Genomic DNA, 16,945 nt, shown 5'->3' with positions numbered 1-16,945 from the left:
GGTGGGGGTGACGTCCCAGACGTGTTTGTCGAAGCCGGTGGTGCCGCCGTGGAGGGTGTTGGGGCCGTCGTTGAGGGGGAGGTGGTGTTCGGTGCCGTCGAGGGTGAAGCGGCCGGCGGCTATGCGGTTGCCGTAGCGGCCGATGAGGGCGCCGAAGTAGGGGGAGTCGGTGAGGTAGGGGTCGAGGTGGTCGAAGCCGAGGGAGACGTTGGCCCGGTGGCCGTCCCGGTCGGGGAGTTCGAGGGTCTGGACGATGCCGCCGTAGCTGAGGATCCCCACGCGGGTGGATCCGCGGGTGAGGGTCCAGCGGTCGATCGCGGTGCCGTCGGGGAGAGTGCCGAACGGCTCGCGCCGCGGACCGCCGCCCCCGCTCGCGCGGGCCGTTCCCGCGGTGGCCGCGACTCCGGCCGCCAGCGCGGCGGACGAGGTGAGGAAGGTGCGTCGGTTCGGTGCCATGAGGTGCGGCTCCTTCGGGGTGATGGGGGCCGTCCCCGTCCGCTGGGGAGGCCGCGGCGCTGTGCCCTGGTGCCGATGCCTGACGTTCGATATGACGTACGGTGTTCGAAATGTGCGGTGAACGTAGTGACGTGGGTGGCCCTCTGTCAATGGTCGCGACGGAGACTTCCTCTCCCCGACCACACTTCCCTGGCTACACTGAGGGGCCCAAGTCCACGGCATCGGGGGGACGATGAGCAGCGGGGCCAGCGGCCTGCGCCTCGAACTGGTGGGGGCGCCGGACAGTGACACGGAGGAACTCGACGGCCTCACCGCGCAGTTGAGGAACGATCTGCTCGAACTCGACGTCGAGGACGTTCGGCGGGCTCCCGCGGTCGGAGGGCTGCCGGACGGCGCGAAGGCGGGCACGACGGTCGCCGTCGGCGCCCTGGTGGTCACCGCGGCCCCGTTCCTCGTGCGTCAGGTCCTGCACCTGGTCGACACCTGGCTCCAGAACCGCCCGGACACCACGGTGCGTGTCGAACTCGACGGCGGCAGCATCGAATTGGGGCACGCCTCGGCCGAGGAGCGGCGTCGCCTGATCGACCTCTTCGTGGACGAGGCCGGGCGCCGTTCCGGGTCGGGACCGACCGGGGAGTGATCAGGTGACGGGCCCCGAGGCCGGGGCCGGGGGCGGAAGCCGGGACGCGCTGCTGATCGCCACCGGCGCCTACGACGACCCCGCCCTCCGGCCGCTGCGCTCGCCCCGCCAGGACTGCTCGGGGCTCGCCGCCGTGCTCGGCGATCCCATGATCGGGGACTTCCGCGTCGAACAGCTGGTGGACACCACCGCATCCGAGACCAGGCGTTCGCTGGAGCGCTTCTTCCGCAACCGGAGCCGCCACGACCTGCTGCTGCTCCACCTGTCCTGCCACGGCCTGAAGGACGACGACGGCCGCCTCTACTTCGCCGCCCGCGACACCGAGAAGGACCTGCCGGCCTCCACGGCCGTCTCCGCCGCCTTCCTGCACGAGCTGATGGCCCGCTGCCGGGCCCGCACGATCGTGGTGCTGCTCGACTGCTGCTACAGCGGCGCGTTCCTGCCCGGGACCAGGGGGGACGACTCCGTCCACGTCCGGGAGGAGCTGTCGGGAAACGGGCGGGCGGTCATCACGGCTACCAGCAGGACCGAGTACGCCTGGGAGGGCGGGCGCCTGGAGCGGGCGGCGCCGCAGCCGTCCGAGTTCACCGGCGCGCTGATCGAAGGGCTGCGCACCGGGGACGCGGACGGCGACGGCGACGGCCGGATCTCGGTGACCGAGCTGTACGACTACGTCTACGAGTACGTCCACCGCGGCGGCGCGCGGCAGACGCCCCGCATGTGGGCGGAGTTGGAGTACCGGGTCACCATCGCCAGGGTGCGCGTCCGCCGCGGGCAGGTCCAGGAGGTCCAGGGCGCCGGCGAGCCGTTCCCCGGGCGCCGCCGCCGGGGGACGGACGCGCGGATCGCCCTCGACCTGGAGCTGGTCGAGATGGCCCTGGGCACCACCAAGGACATCACGGTGGACACCGCCGCCCTCTGCGAAGCCTGCGAGGGGGCGGGCACCGCGCCCGGCACGACGTCGCTCCGCTGCGCGCACTGCGCGGGGGAGGGGGACCTGACCGCCGCCGCGGATGGCGGCGGCGAGCCCGTGCCCTGCCCGGTCTGCCGCGGGCGCGGGAGGTTCATCCCCTCGCCGTGCCACGCGTGCGAGGGCGAGGGCCGGGTGGGGCTCCGCCGGACCCTGACCATCAAGATCCCGGCCGGGGTCGAGCCGGGGACGTTCATCCGGTTCTCCGGGGAGGGCGAGGTCGGACTCGGCGGTGGCCCGGCCGCTGACCTGTACGTCGAGACCCGCCAGTTGCCCCACCCCGACCTCGAACGGCACGGCGACGACCTGCGGCACACGGTGGACGTGTCCGGCACCCTGGCCAGGCGGGGCGGCACGATCCAGGTGCCGACGCTGGAGGGTCGGCGCACGGTCCGGCTCCCGGCCGGGCTCACGTCGGGCCAGACGGTGCGCCTGCCCCGTCTCGGCGCCATGCGCCTGGACGGCTCGGGCCGCGGCCACCTGCTCATCTGGGTCCGGGTCACGCCCGAGGGGTAGCCCTCCCGCGCCCGCCCGCGCCCTCCGCCTGGGGCCCCGGGAGGGGCCGGGCAGCCGAACAGGGGAACCCGGCCCCGGCGCCGCCGCCGCGCCCGCGGCCCGCGCGGACGCGCGCCTACGGTCATGATCTACGCGCTGACGCTCGTCGGGCCCGGCGAGGCGGACGAACGGCGCGAGTGCGGCACGGAGTTGATGGGCGCGGTCCGCCCGTGGGCCCACGGTCGGAAGTTCCCCAACATCCTGTCCATGGCCGACGCCACCCCCGAGCGGATCCGCGCGGCCTACGAGGGCCCCGTCTACGAGCGCCTGCGGTCCCTCAAGGCCACGCACGACCCGGATAACCTGTTCCGCCTGAACCACAACATCCCCCCGGGCACGCTGCCCGCCCTCCGGTCCCCGTGACGGCTCGGAGGGCGGGCGGTCGGCGGTGCTCTCACCGCGCTTGCGCGCGGCATCCGCGCCCGGTGTTCGTGTCGGACGGTTCCGCGGCTCTGGTGCGTGGTTCCGGTGGTTCGCTCTGCGAGCGGGCGAGGTAGGCCCAGGCGCCGATGGGTCGTCTTGCGTGGCGATCTGGTCAGCGGCGTCCACGGGGTTGTTCCTTGCGGGTGACCGGGGCGGGCCTTCGGCGCGGGTCCATGCGGCGGGCGGCCCACAGCACGGAGTGAGCCAGCATGGTGAAGTGCTCGCCGGTGGTGAAGGTGATCAACTTGCCGGTGGTGGTGCTGGTGATGTCCTGCACGATGAACGGGTGTCCGCCGATCATGAGCTGGTCGCAGCTTCGGCGCTAAGGGTGGCCTCTGGCCTGCGGCTTTGCGGCGGTTGAGACCGTTGCGGGATGGTGACCTGGGGTGGCTGGGCGGGTCGGGTGCGGTTGCGGGTGGTGTGCGGGGTGGTGGGTGGCGGCCGGTTTGGCGTGAGGGAGCGGGGCCGTACGCTTGCCGCGAGCCGGGCAGCCCTTGGCCTGCCCGCATCAGCCCGGTTGAGCCCCGCTCCTGAGGCTCGCGCCAAACCGGCCGCCCCTGCCGCACCGCATGCCGCCCGCCCCGGCCACGGACCAGAACCCCGGTGTTCCTTCCCGTTGGCCATGGCCGGTCTCCTGGCGTGCTGCGGCGAGTGGGCCCCGGCCGCCGCCACTTCGCAGGGCGGCGGCCGGGGTGCTCCGGGCGGGTCGCCTGACGTTCCGGAACGCCGCCCGCGCGGTCGGTGCAGAGGCGGACACCGGCGCGGGCGGGTTCAGGTGAGGCGTCGGAGGTCGTTGGTGATCTCCTGTGCCACCTCTGCGGCGGGGGTGTGGTGTTCCCGCCCGCCTCCGGGTGGTGTGAATCAGCGGGAGGCGGGCGGGCGCCCTGCCATGGCAGGGCGGTCTAGGGTGGCGGGCCGTAGGCCCGTCGGCGGCGTGCCGGGGAGACACGGCGCGTGATCCACAGGACGGTGGTCCTGTTCATGGTGAACGCTTCGCCGCCTGTGAACTCCAGGCGGCGCCGACCGTTGGCCAGGGCGAACATGTCCTGGACGGTGAACGGCTGCGCGCCGATCATCACCTCGTCGCCCCGGCGGACGCTGTACACGTCCACCTCCAGGGGTACGGCGACCGTCCCGGGCGCGTGCGCGGTCACGAGGCGCTCCTGAGGTGCTCGGGCCGGTCGCGCTCGTACTGGGCGGCGCGGGCCATGGCGTAGAGATGGGCGAGGCACACGTCGCACGCGTAGACGTCCGCCGAGGCGTCCCCGGCGACGCCGGAGAGGGTGGCGCGGCCTACCCACATGACCGCCTGTTTCACCTCCGGGTCACAGCCGATCCAGCAGCGGTCCACGATGCGTTCGTCCTGCCAGCGCTCGGGATCCGGCGATGTCAGGCGGAGTCCCCGCACGACGCGTCACCCCCGTCCGGTACGGCGAGGAGCCTGCCACGGGTCTCGGCCCGCAACTCGGCAACAGCATCCCGGAGTTCTCTGTTCGCGTCGGTCATCTCCTCCGCCGTCAGCAGCCACTCCAAGGTCGTGAGGGCCCACGCGGAGACGACCCGTTCAATCAGCGGCCTAAGGTCGGGGCGGGGGCCGAGGTACGCGAGGCGGCGGATCAGGCGCTCGGGCATGAGCGGCTCGGGCGGGTAGTTCAACGGCTCGCCCGAGCCGAGCTGCGGGCGCTGCGCGAGGGGAATCCACCGGCCGGTGATCAGGCAGTCAGGGCCGACGGCGAGGATCCGGCCCTCGGGATGCACCGCGACCGGGACCGGACGCGCCTCCCGGATCCGCTCGCGGCAGTCGATGCACACCGGCATCAGACGCAGGTTCGTCGGCATCACCGCGCGCTCTCCGGACAGGTGCGCGGAGTCGGCGACTCGGTGGTGTCCCGACAACCGGGGCACCACTCTCGGGCCGTCACCGGCGGGCAGGTACGGCCGTCGATCAGGACCGGCGGCGTGTCGTCCAGCGGCCGGGGCGCGGGTTCCGAGGGCGTTCGGGGGGTGCTCGTCATGATCGGGCTCCAGTGACCGTCTCAGTGCTGACAGTCACAAAGTGCCGAGACAGGCGCGGCCCGACTTTCACAGAAGAGTGAAAGCCGAGCCAGTTGACGTGTGGCCCGTCAGATGCCCACCCAAGACGCATACTCGCTCAGCTTCGGCGATGGCGCGCCGCGACCTCGCAAGAGGGCCAGGGTGGTCTCGCGGGTAGTCGGGTGATACCGCGTTTGAGCCGGGGCAGCCGCACGCGCCTCCACCAGGTTCTTCAGGGCAGCATCGCGGCGCCCAATCCGTTCCAGCGCCCTGGCCATGTCCATGTAGTGGTGCCCTGCCCGATTCATCGCCCATCCGTTCGGCAGCTTGAGCGACAACCCGTGCTCGACAGCAGCGGCCGGGTTTCCCAGATCGAGTTGCGTCGATGTCTGGTGCACCTCGACATTGTGCGCATCGAAGATTAGTCCGTAGGGGTCAGGTTGTCCCGCTGTGTTGCGGGCCAGGGCCCGCGCTTCTCCAATGTGTGTGCTGACCTCATCCGGTGAGGTCAGCCTGCGGCGACGGGAGTGCAGGACGGCTGCTTTCAGGTGCATGGTGCCCATGGCCGACGTCGCTCTCAGGTCGCCCTGGCGCACCGGTTCTTCAAGGCGTCGCATCCACGCAGAAACCTCCCTCAGGCCGATTTCATAGCCACCGTGGTGCAAAAAGTAATTTGACCTGTAGTGGCAGATCACGACCGGCAGATAGGGGTCGTCTGAACGGGAAGCCGCCTGCTCCATGCGATCTAGTGACAAGAGTGCCAAATCTAGAAATCCCAGCTTGTGGGTGAAGTTCTGTGCTAGGCGATATGCCTGAGCGAGCATGCCGTATGTCCGCTGTCGCTCTATTCCGGCGGGCACTTCTTCAATCAGGTGAAGGAGTTCGTCAACCACGGCGGGCACCTTGGTCCCGATGGCCATGTACTCACCTCGGCGGCGGCTTTCGTCCAGCGCATCGAGGTCAGCGCGCAGCGCAGCCAGCGGGCGAGGGGCCGTGTCCGGAGCAGCGAGGAGAGGATTAGCGACCGCATGGCGCAGCGGTTGCACGAGTTCCTCTAGTTGGTCCTTTTTCAAGGCGTCGAAGTAGGGTTGCCCGGTGAGGTCGGTGACCGGTACGCGCAGTGCTCGCGCGCACGCCGCTGTAACCGTAGGTGACGCCGCCTTGTGACCTGACTCAACTTTGGTCAGCGCGCTGTACGAGATATGCGCGCGCTGCGCAAGACCGTGCTGTGTTAATCCCCGCTGGTTTCGGATTGCCTGAATACGACGCCCGATCGAGGGGTCGTATCCCCGGCCGGTGTGGTCGGGCATACTGTCTCCCAGTTCTGAGGTGGCACTTAGAACGGTACCCCCGGCTCCCACCGGGGAACAGCGAACGGCCCTGCCTCACCCGCTCGGTGAGGTAGGGCCGTTGTGCTACAGGCGGCTGCGGCGGAACGCTCCGAGTCGGGACCGGCCGAAGGCCGCGTGCCCGTCCCGAGGGCGGCCCGGGGCCGCCCGCGCGCCGGTAGGCGCGCGGTCTTGAGAAGAAACTCTGGACCGGGATGCGCCCAGGCCGCAGAGCTCCTTGAACGCACCCGTGGTGTCGTGGCGACGAGGGCCGGGCTCCCGTGAGGGGCCCGGCCAACGTGGTCGGTCGGGTCAGACGGTGCCGAGGTCGGCGCTCAGCCAGTGTTCGGGGGTCATGTGGAAGATGATCTGGTCGCCGTGCTCGGCGAGGGCGACGTCCACGTAGCCCTCCACCTTCTCCGGGGCCAGGTAACGGGCGGCCATACGGGTGACCGCCTCGCGGTCCACCTCGGAGGTGCCCGTGACCGGGCCCTCCACCGTGACGTAGCGGATGGTCGGCTCCACCCGGTCGACCATCAGCGAGAAGCGCCCCGCGGCCCGTACGCGCCGCGCCTTGACCGAGTCCGCGCCGGTCATGACCAGCACCTCGCCACCTGGCTCGTACGCGTACCAGATGGGCACCGTCAACGGGGCGCGCCCCTCTCCCGCGTCCACCGCCAGGGCGGCGACATGCGGCTCGGCAAGGAACAGTTCACGTTCTTCGCGGATCAAAGCCATGCCGCCACCCTAACGGCGGGGTGTGTCAGGTGCCGGTGGGGTGCCAGACGGTTTTGGTTTCGAGGTGGGCCAGGAGGCGGGTGGTGCCGGGGTCGGTGGTGAAGTCTTCGGTGGGGTGGGGGCGGTGGACGCGTTTGAGGGTGTCGGCGGCGGTGGCTTCGAGGTGGGTGGCCAGTTCGTGGGTGTCCGCGCCGGTGAGGTCGAGGGCGTTGATGTCCTGGTGGGCGGCCAGGACGGGGCCGAGCTGGGTGGCGTGGCCGGAGAGGATGTTGACGACGCCGCCGGGGAGGTCGGAGGTGGCCAGGACTTCGGCGAGGGTCAGTGCGGGCAGGGGGCGTGTGGTGGAGGTGATGAGGATGGCGGTGTTGCCGGTGGTGATGACGGGGGCCAGGACGGAGATCAGGCCGAGGAGGGAGGAGTGCTGGGGGGCGAGGATGGCGACGGTGCCGGTGGGTTCGGGGGTGGAGAGGTTGAAGTAGGGGCCGGCGACGGGGTTGGCCGAGCCGGCGATCTGCGTGGTCTTGTCGGCCCATCCGGCGTACCAGACCCACCGGTCCACCGCGGCGTCCACCACTGCGGCGGCCTCGTTCGGGGTGAGTCCTTCGGCCTGGGCGACCTCGCGGGTGAACTGGGCGTGGCGGCCCTGGAGCATTTCCGCGATCCGGTAGAGGATCTGCCCGCGGTTGTAGGCGGTCGTCCCGGACCATGTGGGGAAGGCTTTGCGTGCGGCGGTGACCGCGTCCCGGGCGTCCTTGCGGGAGGCGTGGGGGGCGTTGGCCAGCCACTGCCCTGTGTGATCGGTCACCTCGTAGACCCGCCCGGACTCGGACCGGGGGAAGGCGCCCCCGATGAACAGCTTGTACGTCTTCAGCACACCGATCCGCGGGGCGGTGGCGTCGAGGGGGCCGGGGTCGGTCTTCTGCTTCTGCTCAGACATTGAGGTAGGGCTCCAGTCCGTGGCGGCCGCCTTCGCGGCCGTATCCCGATTCGCGGTATCCGCCGAACGGTGAGGTGGGGTCGAACTTGTTGAACGTGTTCGACCACACCACCCCGGCCCGCAGCCGCCCGGCCATCCACAGCATCCGCGAGCCCTTCTCCGTCCACACCCCCGCCGACAGGCCGTAGGGGGTGTTGTTCGCCTTGGCCACCGCCTCCTCGGGCGTGCGGAACGTCAGCACCGACAGCACCGGGCCGAAGATCTCCTCCCGCGCGATCCGGTGCGCCTGCGACACCTGCGTGAACACCGTCGGCGCGAACCAGAACCCGGTCGCGGGCAGCCGGCAGGGCGCGGACCAGCGCTGCGCGCCCTCGGCCACCCCCGCGTCCGCCAGCTCCCGGATCCTCTCCAGCTGCGCGGCCGAGTTCACCGCGCCCACATCGGTGTTCTTGTCCAGCGGGTCACCCACCCGCAGCGACGCCATCCGCCGTTTCAGCGCGGAGACCACCTCCTCGGCCACCGACTCCTGCACCAAAAGACGCGACCCCGCGCAGCACACATGCCCCTGGTTGAAGAAGATCCCGTTCACGATCCCCTCCACCGCCTGGTCCAGCGGCGCGTCATCGAACACGATGTTCGCCGCCTTCCCCCCCAGTTCCAGGGTGACCTTCTTCCGTGTCCCGGCCACGCTGCGGGCGATCCCCCGCCCCACCGCCGTCGACCCGGTGAACGCCACCTTGTCCACCCCCGGATGCTCCACCAGCGCCGCACCCGCGGCCCCGTCCCCCGTCACGATGTTCACCACACCCGCCGGCAACCCCGCCTGCACACAGATCTCCGCGAACCGCAACGCCGACAACGGCGTCGTCTCCGCAGGCTTCAACACCACCGTGTTCCCCGTGGCCAACGCGGGGGCGATCTTCCACGCCAGCATCAGCAGCGGGAAATTCCACGGAATGACCTGACCCGCCACCCCCAACGGCCCCGGAGCAGGCCCGAACCCGGCATGCGCCAGCTTGTCCGCCCACCCCGCGTAATAGAAGAAATGCGCCGCCACCAGCGGAAGATCCACATCCCGCGACTCCCGGATCGGCTTGCCGTTGTCCAGCGACTCCAGCACCGCCAACTCCCGCGCCCGCTCCTGAACCAGCCGCGCGATCCGGAACAGATACTTCCCCCGCTCCACCCCCGGCAGCCGAGACCACCCGGGGAACGCCGCACGCGCCGCAGCCACCGCCGCATCCACATCCACCGCCGTGCCCCCGGCCACCTCCGACAACACCTCCTCACTCGCCGGAGACACCGTCTTGAACACCCCACCCCCCGCCGCCTCACGAAACCCACCATCGATGAACAACCCATACGACGGCGCGATCCGCGCCAGCCCCGCCGACTCCGGCGCCGGCGCATACCCGAACGCTCCACCACTCACACGATCAGCCATGATTCAGTCCACCGCCACATAGTCAGGACCCGCGTACACACCCGACACAAGCTTCCGCCGCTGCATCAGCAAATCATTCAGCAGACTCGACGCACCGAACCGGAACCACCCCGGATCCAGCCACGCCTCACCCGCCGTCTCATTCACCACCACCAGATACCGCACCGCATCCTTCGACGACCGGATCCCCCCCGCGGCCTTCACCCCCACCTGCCGCCCCGACACCACCAGGAAGTCACGCACCGCCTCCAACATCAGCAGGGTCACCGGCAGCGTCGCGGCCGAAGGCACCTTGCCGGTCGATGTCTTGATGAAGTCCGCGCCCGCCAGCATCGCCAGCCAGGACGCGCGCCGCACGTTGTCGTACGTGGCCAGTTCCCCCGTTTCCAGGATGACCTTCAGGTGCGCGTCCCCGCACGCCTCCCGCACCGCCACGATCTCCTCGAACACCTTCAGGTAGTCACCGGCCAGGAACGCGCCCCGGTCGATGACCATGTCGATCTCCGAGGCGCCCGCCGCGACGGCCGAGCGGGTGTCGAGCAGCTTGGCCTCCAGCGGGGCCCGGCCCGAGGGGAAGGCGGTGGCCACCGAGGCGACGCCCACGCCGCTGCCGCGCAGCGCGGCGACCGCGGTGGGCACCATGTCGGGGTAGACGCACACGGCCGCCACCTTCGGCGCCGAGCCGTCCGACGCGTCGGGGTGCATGGCCTTGGCGCAGAGCGAACGCACCTTGCCCGGCGTGTCCGCACCCTCCAGCGTCGTCAGATCGATCATCGAGATCGCCAGATCGATCGCGAACGCCTTCGCCGACGTCTTGATCGAACGCGTCGCCAACGCCGCCGCACGCGCCTCCAACCCCACCGCGTCCACCCCTGGCAGACCGTGGAGATAGGAGCGCCACGCGGCGCCGGTGGCCCCTGGGCCGGGAGTCAGGGCGATATCAGGCACGGGAACCCCGCTTTTCTATAGCCATGTTGAGGATGAGCGCGACCACCAGGATGAGGCCGGTGACGACCATCTGGAAGAAGGAGCCGAGGCCCATCAGATTGCAGAGGTTGCGCAGGACGGAGAGCAGCAGCACGGCGACGAAGGTGCCCATGACGCCGCCCCGGCCGCCGAAGAGGTTGGTGCCGCCGAGGACGACCGCGGCGATGGCGTCCAGTTCCATGCCGTCGAACGCGGTGGGCTGGCCGATGGTGAGCCGGGAGGTCAGCAGCACCCCGGCGAGGGCCGACAGCATGCCGGAGATGGCGAAGACGGCGGTGATGACGCCCCGGACCGGAAGTCCCGAGAGCCGGGCCGCCTCCTTGTTGCTGCCGACGGCGTAGATGTACTCGCCGAAGGTCGTGCCGCGCAGGACCAGGCCGGCGAGGATGGCGATGCCGACGAAGATCAGTCCCGCGATGGGGATGTAACCGACGAAGCCGCCGCCGATCAGCTGGAACGTCTCGGAGGTGTCGGCGTTGGCCGGTTCGCCGTCGGTCAGCAGATACGACAGGCCGCGTATCGCGGTGAGCCCCGCGAGGGTGGTCATGAACGCGGGCAGCGACAGGTAGGCGGAGAGGCCGCCCATGATCGCGCCGAAGCCCGCGCCCGCGGCCAGGCTGATGAGGATCGCGAGCACGAAGTTCATGTCGTTGTCGATCAGCAGCGCCACGGTCATGCCGCCGAAGGCCGCGACGCTGCCCACGGACAGGTCGATGCCGGCGGTCAGGATGACCAGGGTCATGCCCACCGCGACGATGCCGGTCAGCGCGGACTGCTGGAGCAGGTTCGACAGGTTGCGCGTGGTCAGGAACTCGGGGGCGAGCACGGTCGCCACGGCGCACAGCGCGAGGAAGACCAGGACCAGGTTGAACTTGACGATGAGCTCCGCGCCCCGGCGCCCGGCGAGATTCCTGCGCAGGACGTTCCGCTCGTCGGTCCGCTCCTCGGTAGCGGTCATGGTCATGCTGTCGCTCCAGAGTCGGTGTCGGTGTCGCTGTGGGGGGCGCCTGCGTGGGAGCCGGGCGCCGCTCCGGTGATGACGGCGTGCGCGATGTCGTTCTCCGCGGTGGTGCGGGGGTCGAAGCAGGCGACGTTGCGGCCCTCGTGGAGCACCCAGACGCGGTCGGCGTTGGCGGTCAGCTCGTTGAGTTCGCTGCTGGCGAGCAGCACGGCGACGCCCTCGTCCGCGAGGCGCCTGACCTGCCGGTAGAGGTCGGCCTTGGCGCCGACGTCGAGTCCCCTGGTGGGCTCGTCGAGGAGCAGGACCCGCACGCCGCCGCGGGTGATCCACTTGGCGAGGACGACCTTCTGCTGGTTCCCGCCGGAGAGCTGGCCCACGAGCTGGTCGGCCGAGGCGTGCTTGACGCCGAGGTCGGCCAGGGCCCCGGCGGCGCGGCGCCGGCCGGTGCGGCGGGGGGCGAGCCACGGGGGGCGGCCCAGGGTGGTGACGCCCGCGTTGCGGCCGACGGACAGGCCCAGCATGAGGCCCTGTTCCTTGCGGCTCTCGGGCACGAGGGCGATCCCGGCCCGCACGGCGGACCCGGGGCCGCGCAGGCGCAGCTCCTCGCCGTCGAGCCGGAGCGAGACGGCGGCCCTGCCGTCGCCGAAGAGGGCCTTGAGCAGGGTGGTGCGTCCGGCGCCGCCGAGCCCGGCCAGGCCGACGACCTCGCCCGCGCGGACGGTGATGTCCTCGACGTCGATGAGGCCCTTGGCACGCACGGAGCCGATCTCCAGCAGCGGCGGCCCCTCGGGCCTGGGGCGGCGGGTGGTGCGCACCAGCTCGCGCGCCTGGCCGATCATGGCCGCCACCAGCTGGTCGGCGGTGGTCGTGGCGATGTCGCGGACGTCGACGGTGCGGCCGTCGCGCAGCACGGTGGCCCGGTCGCCGATCTCCATCACCTCGTCCATGCGGTGGGAGATGTAGATGACCGAGCGGCCCTCGGCGGTCAGGGAACGGATCAGGTCCAGCACCTTGCGCAGGTCGTTCTCGCCCAGGGTGGCGGAGGGCTCGTCCATGACGATGATCCGGGCCTCGGCGGTGAGCGCCTTGGCGATGGCGGTCAACTGCTGGGCGGCGATGGGCAGATCACGGACCTTCGCGGTGACGGGGAAGTCGCCGCCGACGCGGGCGACGGCGGCCCTGGCGAGCTCGGCACGGCGCTTGCCGCGGACCAGGGGGCCGTAGGAGGGGGTGCGGCCGAGCAGGAGGTTCTGGGCGACCGTGAGGTCGGGTATGAGGTCGAGCTCCTGGTAGATCACGGCGATGCCCGCGGCCATGCCCGCCTGCGGGCTGGTGATGCGGACCGGTTCGCCGTCGACGAGGATCTCGCCCTCGTCCGGCTGGTAGGAGCCGGAGAGGATCTTCATCAACGTGCTCTTGCCCGCGCCGTTCTCGCCGAGCAGGCAGTGCGTCTCCCCCGGGCGCACGGTCAGCTCGGCGTGGTCGCAGGCGAGCGTTCCGGGGAACCGCTTGACGATGCCGCGCATCTCCAGGCGGGGTATCTCCGGGCGCGGCACGGCGCGGGGCGCTGTTTCGGCGGTACTCATGACGCGCTCACGACTCCTCGCACTGGTCGGGGTTGAGCAGGTGGTGGGCGGTGTGGTCGTCGGTGACGAGGGTGTTGCACAGGCCGCTGGTGACGACGGCGGCGCACACCGCGTGCTTGGCGACGCCGGAGACGACGGCGACGGAGACCGGGCGGCGGCGCAGTTCGTCCAGGGGCATGCCGAGGGTGCGGGCGTCCAGGTCCGGGTCGACGATCTGTCCCGAGGCGTCGATGAAGCGGCCCGCGACGTCGCCGACCGCGCCCGCGTGGGCCAGCCGCCTCAGGTCGGGGGCGTCGAGGTAGCCGGAGCCGACGAGGACCGAGTCGCTCCCTATGCCACCGGGGCTGAACAGGGCGGTGTCGGCGGACGAGGCGAGGTCGAGGACCTCGGCCACGGCCGCGTCGTTCTCCAGCACCCGGCGGGTGGTCTCCTGCTCCACGATGGCGGGCGCGGGCAGCACCGTGACGGTGCCGTGGCCCTGGTGGGCGATGCGGCTGGCCATGTCCTGGGCGGAACTCGGCCGCCGGGAGCGGCTGAGGCCGCCGTTGATCTGGACGACGTGCACGCCGTGGGCCCAGCCGGGCGTGAGGGCGCGGGCGAGGTGGTCGAGGGTGCGGCCCCAGGAGACGCCGAGCAGGCTGGGCGAGGGGCGCAGCCGGGAGAGGTAGTCGGCGCCCGCCTCGGCGACGCGGGCGCGCAGCTCCTCGTCGGTCTCGGCGCGGGCGCGGGCCACCACGACGGCGTCGCGCAGGCCGAAGCGGGAGGTGAGGCGTTCCTCCAGGTCGTGCATGCGCGTCGTGGGGTGGACGACCTCGATGCGCACGATCCCGGCCTCGCGCGCCTCGGACAGCATCCGGCCGACCTTCCAGCGGGTGAAGTGGAGCTGGGAGCCGATCTGTTCCTGGGTGAGGTTCCGCTCGTAGTAGAGGGTGGCGACCTGGTAGAGCAGGGCCTCGTCCTCGGGTCCGTTCACCGGGGGCCTCCCCTCGCGGGCGCGGCGGCGGTGGCCGTGGCCCTGGGGGCGGCGGCGGGGCTCGTAGCGGTGCGGCTCGGGTCGCTCAGCCGGTGGGCGATGGAGCGGGTGGCGGCGGTGGCGGCGAGGTAGTCGGCGTAGCCGCGTTCGTGCAGGTCGCGGGTGGTGCCGTCGGGCTCGACCAGCTCGGCGGCCGGGGCGAACCCGGCGGCGGCCTCGGCCAGCGTGGCCGAGCCGCCGTCGATGCCCGCGGCGGCGATGACGGCGCAGGCGCGCAGCGTCAGGTTGTCGCCGCGGACGAGGTGGAGGGGGCGGCCCAGGACGTCGGCGGTGGTGCGCAGCCACAGCGGGTTGTGCCGTATCCCGCCGGAGACGAAGACCTCGTCCACCGGGACGCCGCCCTCGACGAACGAGTCGAGGACCTGCCGGGTGCCGTAGGCGACGCCCTCGACGGCCGCGCGGTAGACCTCCTCGGGGCGGGTGCCCGCGGTCAGGCCGAGGACGGCACCGCGCAGCCTGGGGTCGCGCAGGGGGGTGCGGTTGCCCATGAAGTAGTCGAGGACGACGAGGCCGTGCTCGCCCGGGGGCAGCGCGGAGGCCGCCCTGATCAGCTCGGGCAGCTCGGTGCGGGGGCGGCCCAGGAGCTGCTCGCCCACCCAGGTCAGGACCGACCCGGAGGTGACCTGGCCGCCCTCGACGAGCCAGCGGCCCGCGGTCAGGGCGTCGGGGTAGGGGCCCCAGACGGTGGGCGGGAAGACGGGGTCGGCGATCTCGGTGACGAACGCGGTGGAGGTGCCGGAGACGACGGAGACGCGGCCGGTGCGCGGGCCGCCGATGGCCAGCAGCGACAGATGGGCGTCGATGCCGCCCGAGGAGACCACGGCCTCGCCGCCGATGCCCAGGTCGGCGCGGGCCCGCGCGCTCACGGGCGCGATGGGGTCGCCGACCGGGACGATGCGGTCCGGCAGCTTCTCCCGCAGCCCGGGGACGCCGAGTTGGGCGTAGAGGTCGTCGGGGAGCCCGGCGCCCAGCGGGTCGTGGTTCCACTTGCAGACGGCGTTCATCCGGGACCCGGCCCAGGTGCCGGTGAGGCGCCAGACGAGGTAGTCGACGGCCTCGGTGATGCGGCCCGCCGCCTGGTAGACCTCGGGCTCGTGCCCGGCCAGCCACATGGCCTTCGGCACCAGCCACTCGACGGCGTCGCCGCCGCCCGCGTACCGGAGCACGGGGTGCCCGGTGGCGGCGGTGCGCTCGGACTCGGCGCTGGCGCGCGAGTCCATCCACAGCAGCGCGGGGCGCAGCGGACGGCCCTGGGGGCCGAGGACGGCGACGGTGGAGGCGGTGGTGGCCACGGCGACGCCGGCGACGGGCGGCGTGCCCGCCTCGGCGTGGGCCGCGCGGGTGGCGATGACGACGGCGCGCCACCAGTCCTCGGGGTCCTGCTCGGCCCAGCCCGGGTGCGGGTACCGGGTGGGGTAGCCGCTCTGGCTCTGGCCCAGGAGCGCGCCGTCACCGGCGTAGACCGCGACGCGGGCGCTCTCGGTGCCGAGGTCGATGGCCAGCAGTGCCGAGACCTGTGTCATGGGCGTTCTCCGTTGGGCAGGAACAGCACCTTCGAGCTGAAGACCGACCGCTCGCCGAGCTGGTGCATGAGGCCGGGCAGGGAGTCGAGCCCCAGCTCGTGCGTGATCATGAACTTCCAGTTCAGCCGCCCGTCGCGCAGGGCGCGGGCCGCGACACGCCACTCGTCACCCGGGAAGGGGGCGGAGAACGAGTTCCACGCGCCGTGCAGGGAGACCTCGCGCCGCAGGAAGTTGCTGAAGGAGGGCTTGGGCAGCACCACCGGGTCGTGCGGGATGCCGATGAACACGGCGTGCCCGTGCCGGGCGGCCAGGGAAACGGCCTGGTCGGCGGTGGCGGGGACGCCCGCGGACTCCACGATGACGTCGTAGCCGTCGCCCGCGAGCTCCGTGGCGCGCTCGGGGGTGGTGGCGGTGTGGGTGGCTCCGGCCTCGATCGCCATGGCGGCCTTCTGCTCGCTGACGTCGATGGACAGCACCTCGGCGGCGCCCGCCAGGCGCGCCCACTGGATGGCGAACAGGCCGATGGGGCCCGCGCCGACGACGGCGACGCGGTGGCCGGTGCGGAGCTTGGTGCGCCAGACGGCGTGGAGGGCGATGGCGGCCGGATCGAGCATGGCGGCGGCGCGCGGGTCCAGGTCGGCGGGCAGGACCATCAGGTTCCCGGCGGGGACGGCGACGTACTCGGCGTAGGCGCCGGGGCGGCGGCTGCCGAAGTAGTCGTAGTCCTCGCAGAGGCTGAAGTGGCCGCGGGCGCAGGAGGAGCAGCGCCGGCAGGGGATCAGCGGGGGCACGGCGACCAGGTCGCCCTCGGCGACCGTGCCGGCCGTGGCCAGTTCGGAGCCGAGGGCGACCACGTGCCCGGCGAACTCGTGGCCGCAGACCAGCGGCAGGTGGTAGGCGCCGCCGGGCCGCAGCATCCGCGGGATGTCGGAGCCGCAGACGCCGCAGGCGGCGACGCGGACCAGAGCCTCGTCGGGGCCAGGGGTGGGGACCGGCACCTGCTCGACGCGTATGTCCCCGGGGGCGTGCAGGACCGCGGCTCGCATGGTCTCCGACATGATCGTGTGGTTCCTCTCGGGTCGTGCGGGTCGTGCGGATCGTGCTGGCCGTACGGGTCTCGCAGGTCGTACGGGTTGGGCGGATTGGGCGGGTCCTGCGGGTCCTGCGGGTCCTGCGGATCGCGCGGGTCCCGCAGGTCGTGCGGATCGCGCGGATCGCGCGGATCGTTCTGGCCATACGGGTCTCGCGGGTCGTACGGGTCCTGCGGGTCCTGCGGGTCCTGCGGATCGTGCTGGCCGTACGAGTGGTGCGGGTCGTGCGGGTCGTGCGG

General features: G+C 71.9%; 18 protein-coding genes and 1 pseudogene. 4 read left to right on the top strand and 15 right to left on the bottom strand.

From position 1 onward, the window contains the following. A pseudogene (locus tag ADY01_RS19660) lies at window positions 1-456 on the bottom strand (galactose-1-epimerase); the annotation flags it as partial. Window positions 457-688: 232 nt separating this feature from the next. On the opposite strand from ADY01_RS19660, the gene ADY01_RS19655 reads away from it, so the two are divergent. From ADY01_RS19655 to ADY01_RS19645, 3 genes are all read left to right on the top strand, one after another. Continuing rightward, a complete protein-coding gene (locus ADY01_RS19655) occupies window positions 689-1,096 on the top strand; it encodes a hypothetical protein (RefSeq protein WP_049575099.1) in 408 nt (135 codons plus the stop codon). Between the two features lie 4 nt (window positions 1,097-1,100). After that, window positions 1,101-2,582: a caspase, EACC1-associated type gene (locus ADY01_RS19650; protein ID WP_049575095.1), complete on the top strand. Its 1,482-nt coding sequence runs from the start codon at window positions 1,101-1,103 to the stop codon at window positions 2,580-2,582. Between the two features lie 123 nt (window positions 2,583-2,705). Next, window positions 2,706-2,984 (top strand): BBE domain-containing protein, encoded by a 279-nt coding sequence (locus tag ADY01_RS19645; RefSeq protein ID WP_049575092.1) that lies wholly within the window; start codon window positions 2,706-2,708, stop codon window positions 2,982-2,984. A gap of 172 nt (window positions 2,985-3,156) precedes the next feature. On the opposite strand, the gene ADY01_RS19640 is transcribed toward ADY01_RS19645, so the two are convergent. The 14 genes from ADY01_RS19640 to ADY01_RS19575 form a co-directional block, all read right to left on the bottom strand. Then, a complete protein-coding gene (locus tag ADY01_RS19640; RefSeq protein WP_049575090.1) occupies window positions 3,157-3,345 on the bottom strand; it encodes a hypothetical protein in 189 nt (62 codons plus the stop codon). Window positions 3,346-3,946: 601 nt separating this feature from the next. Continuing rightward, window positions 3,947-4,198, bottom strand: coding sequence for a hypothetical protein (locus ADY01_RS19635; protein WP_049575088.1), 252 nt, complete (start codon window positions 4,196-4,198; stop codon window positions 3,947-3,949). After that, the gene (locus ADY01_RS19630; RefSeq protein ID WP_049575086.1) at window positions 4,195-4,452 is read right to left on the bottom strand and encodes a hypothetical protein; all 258 of its coding nucleotides are present in this window, start codon (window positions 4,450-4,452) and stop codon (window positions 4,195-4,197) included. The genes ADY01_RS19635 and ADY01_RS19630 overlap by 4 nt, the downstream gene beginning before the upstream one ends. Then, on the bottom strand, window positions 4,434-4,883 hold the full coding sequence (locus ADY01_RS19625; RefSeq protein ID WP_159001300.1) for a hypothetical protein: 450 nt from the start codon (window positions 4,881-4,883) through the stop codon (window positions 4,434-4,436). The genes ADY01_RS19630 and ADY01_RS19625 overlap by 19 nt, the downstream gene beginning before the upstream one ends. Window positions 4,884-5,167: 284 nt before the next feature. Then, window positions 5,168-6,388 (bottom strand): helix-turn-helix domain-containing protein, encoded by a 1,221-nt coding sequence (locus ADY01_RS37190; protein WP_078900427.1) that lies wholly within the window; start codon window positions 6,386-6,388, stop codon window positions 5,168-5,170. A 330-nt stretch (window positions 6,389-6,718) separates the two neighbouring features. Next, on the bottom strand, window positions 6,719-7,144 hold the full coding sequence (locus tag ADY01_RS19615; RefSeq protein ID WP_049575076.1) for a pyridoxamine 5'-phosphate oxidase family protein: 426 nt from the start codon (window positions 7,142-7,144) through the stop codon (window positions 6,719-6,721). 25 nt (window positions 7,145-7,169) lie between these two features. Further along, window positions 7,170-8,081 (bottom strand): aldehyde dehydrogenase family protein, encoded by a 912-nt coding sequence (locus ADY01_RS19610; RefSeq protein WP_049575074.1) that lies wholly within the window; start codon window positions 8,079-8,081, stop codon window positions 7,170-7,172. Continuing rightward, on the bottom strand, window positions 8,074-9,525 hold the full coding sequence (locus tag ADY01_RS19605; RefSeq protein WP_049575070.1) for an aldehyde dehydrogenase family protein: 1,452 nt from the start codon (window positions 9,523-9,525) through the stop codon (window positions 8,074-8,076). Before ADY01_RS19605 ends, ADY01_RS19610 begins: the two co-directional genes overlap by 8 nt. 3 nt (window positions 9,526-9,528) lie before the next feature. After that, entirely contained in the window at window positions 9,529-10,473 is a 945-nt protein-coding gene (gene deoC / locus ADY01_RS19600; RefSeq protein WP_199826265.1) for a deoxyribose-phosphate aldolase, read from the bottom strand. Continuing rightward, on the bottom strand, window positions 10,466-11,476 hold the full coding sequence (locus ADY01_RS19595) for an ABC transporter permease (RefSeq protein WP_234320315.1): 1,011 nt from the start codon (window positions 11,474-11,476) through the stop codon (window positions 10,466-10,468). Before ADY01_RS19595 ends, deoC begins: the two co-directional genes overlap by 8 nt. Beyond that, window positions 11,473-13,059, bottom strand: coding sequence for a sugar ABC transporter ATP-binding protein (locus tag ADY01_RS19590; protein WP_063784287.1), 1,587 nt, complete (start codon window positions 13,057-13,059; stop codon window positions 11,473-11,475). The genes ADY01_RS19595 and ADY01_RS19590 overlap by 4 nt, the downstream gene beginning before the upstream one ends. A gap of 7 nt (window positions 13,060-13,066) precedes the next feature. Further along, window positions 13,067-14,032: a sugar-binding transcriptional regulator gene (locus tag ADY01_RS19585; protein ID WP_049575065.1), complete on the bottom strand. Its 966-nt coding sequence runs from the start codon at window positions 14,030-14,032 to the stop codon at window positions 13,067-13,069. Continuing rightward, complete coding sequence (locus tag ADY01_RS19580) at window positions 14,029-15,615, bottom strand: FGGY-family carbohydrate kinase (RefSeq protein WP_053170989.1); 1,587 nt, start codon at window positions 15,613-15,615, stop codon at window positions 14,029-14,031. Before ADY01_RS19580 ends, ADY01_RS19585 begins: the two co-directional genes overlap by 4 nt. After that, the gene (locus ADY01_RS19575; protein WP_049575062.1) at window positions 15,612-16,673 is read right to left on the bottom strand and encodes a galactitol-1-phosphate 5-dehydrogenase; all 1,062 of its coding nucleotides are present in this window, start codon (window positions 16,671-16,673) and stop codon (window positions 15,612-15,614) included. The genes ADY01_RS19580 and ADY01_RS19575 overlap by 4 nt, the downstream gene beginning before the upstream one ends. Before the next feature lie 23 nt (window positions 16,674-16,696). Between ADY01_RS19575 and ADY01_RS19570 the strand changes: the two genes are divergently transcribed. After that, a partial coding sequence (locus ADY01_RS19570) for a hypothetical protein (protein WP_049575058.1) occupies window positions 16,697-16,945 on the top strand: 249 nt, incomplete at its 3' end.

The organism is Streptomyces sp. SBT349 (assembly GCF_001083795.1).
GTDB lineage: Bacteria > Actinomycetota > Actinomycetes > Streptomycetales > Streptomycetaceae > Streptomyces.
The sequence above is the reverse complement of the archived record's forward strand: the minus strand, read 5'-3'. Positions and strand labels throughout refer to the sequence as shown.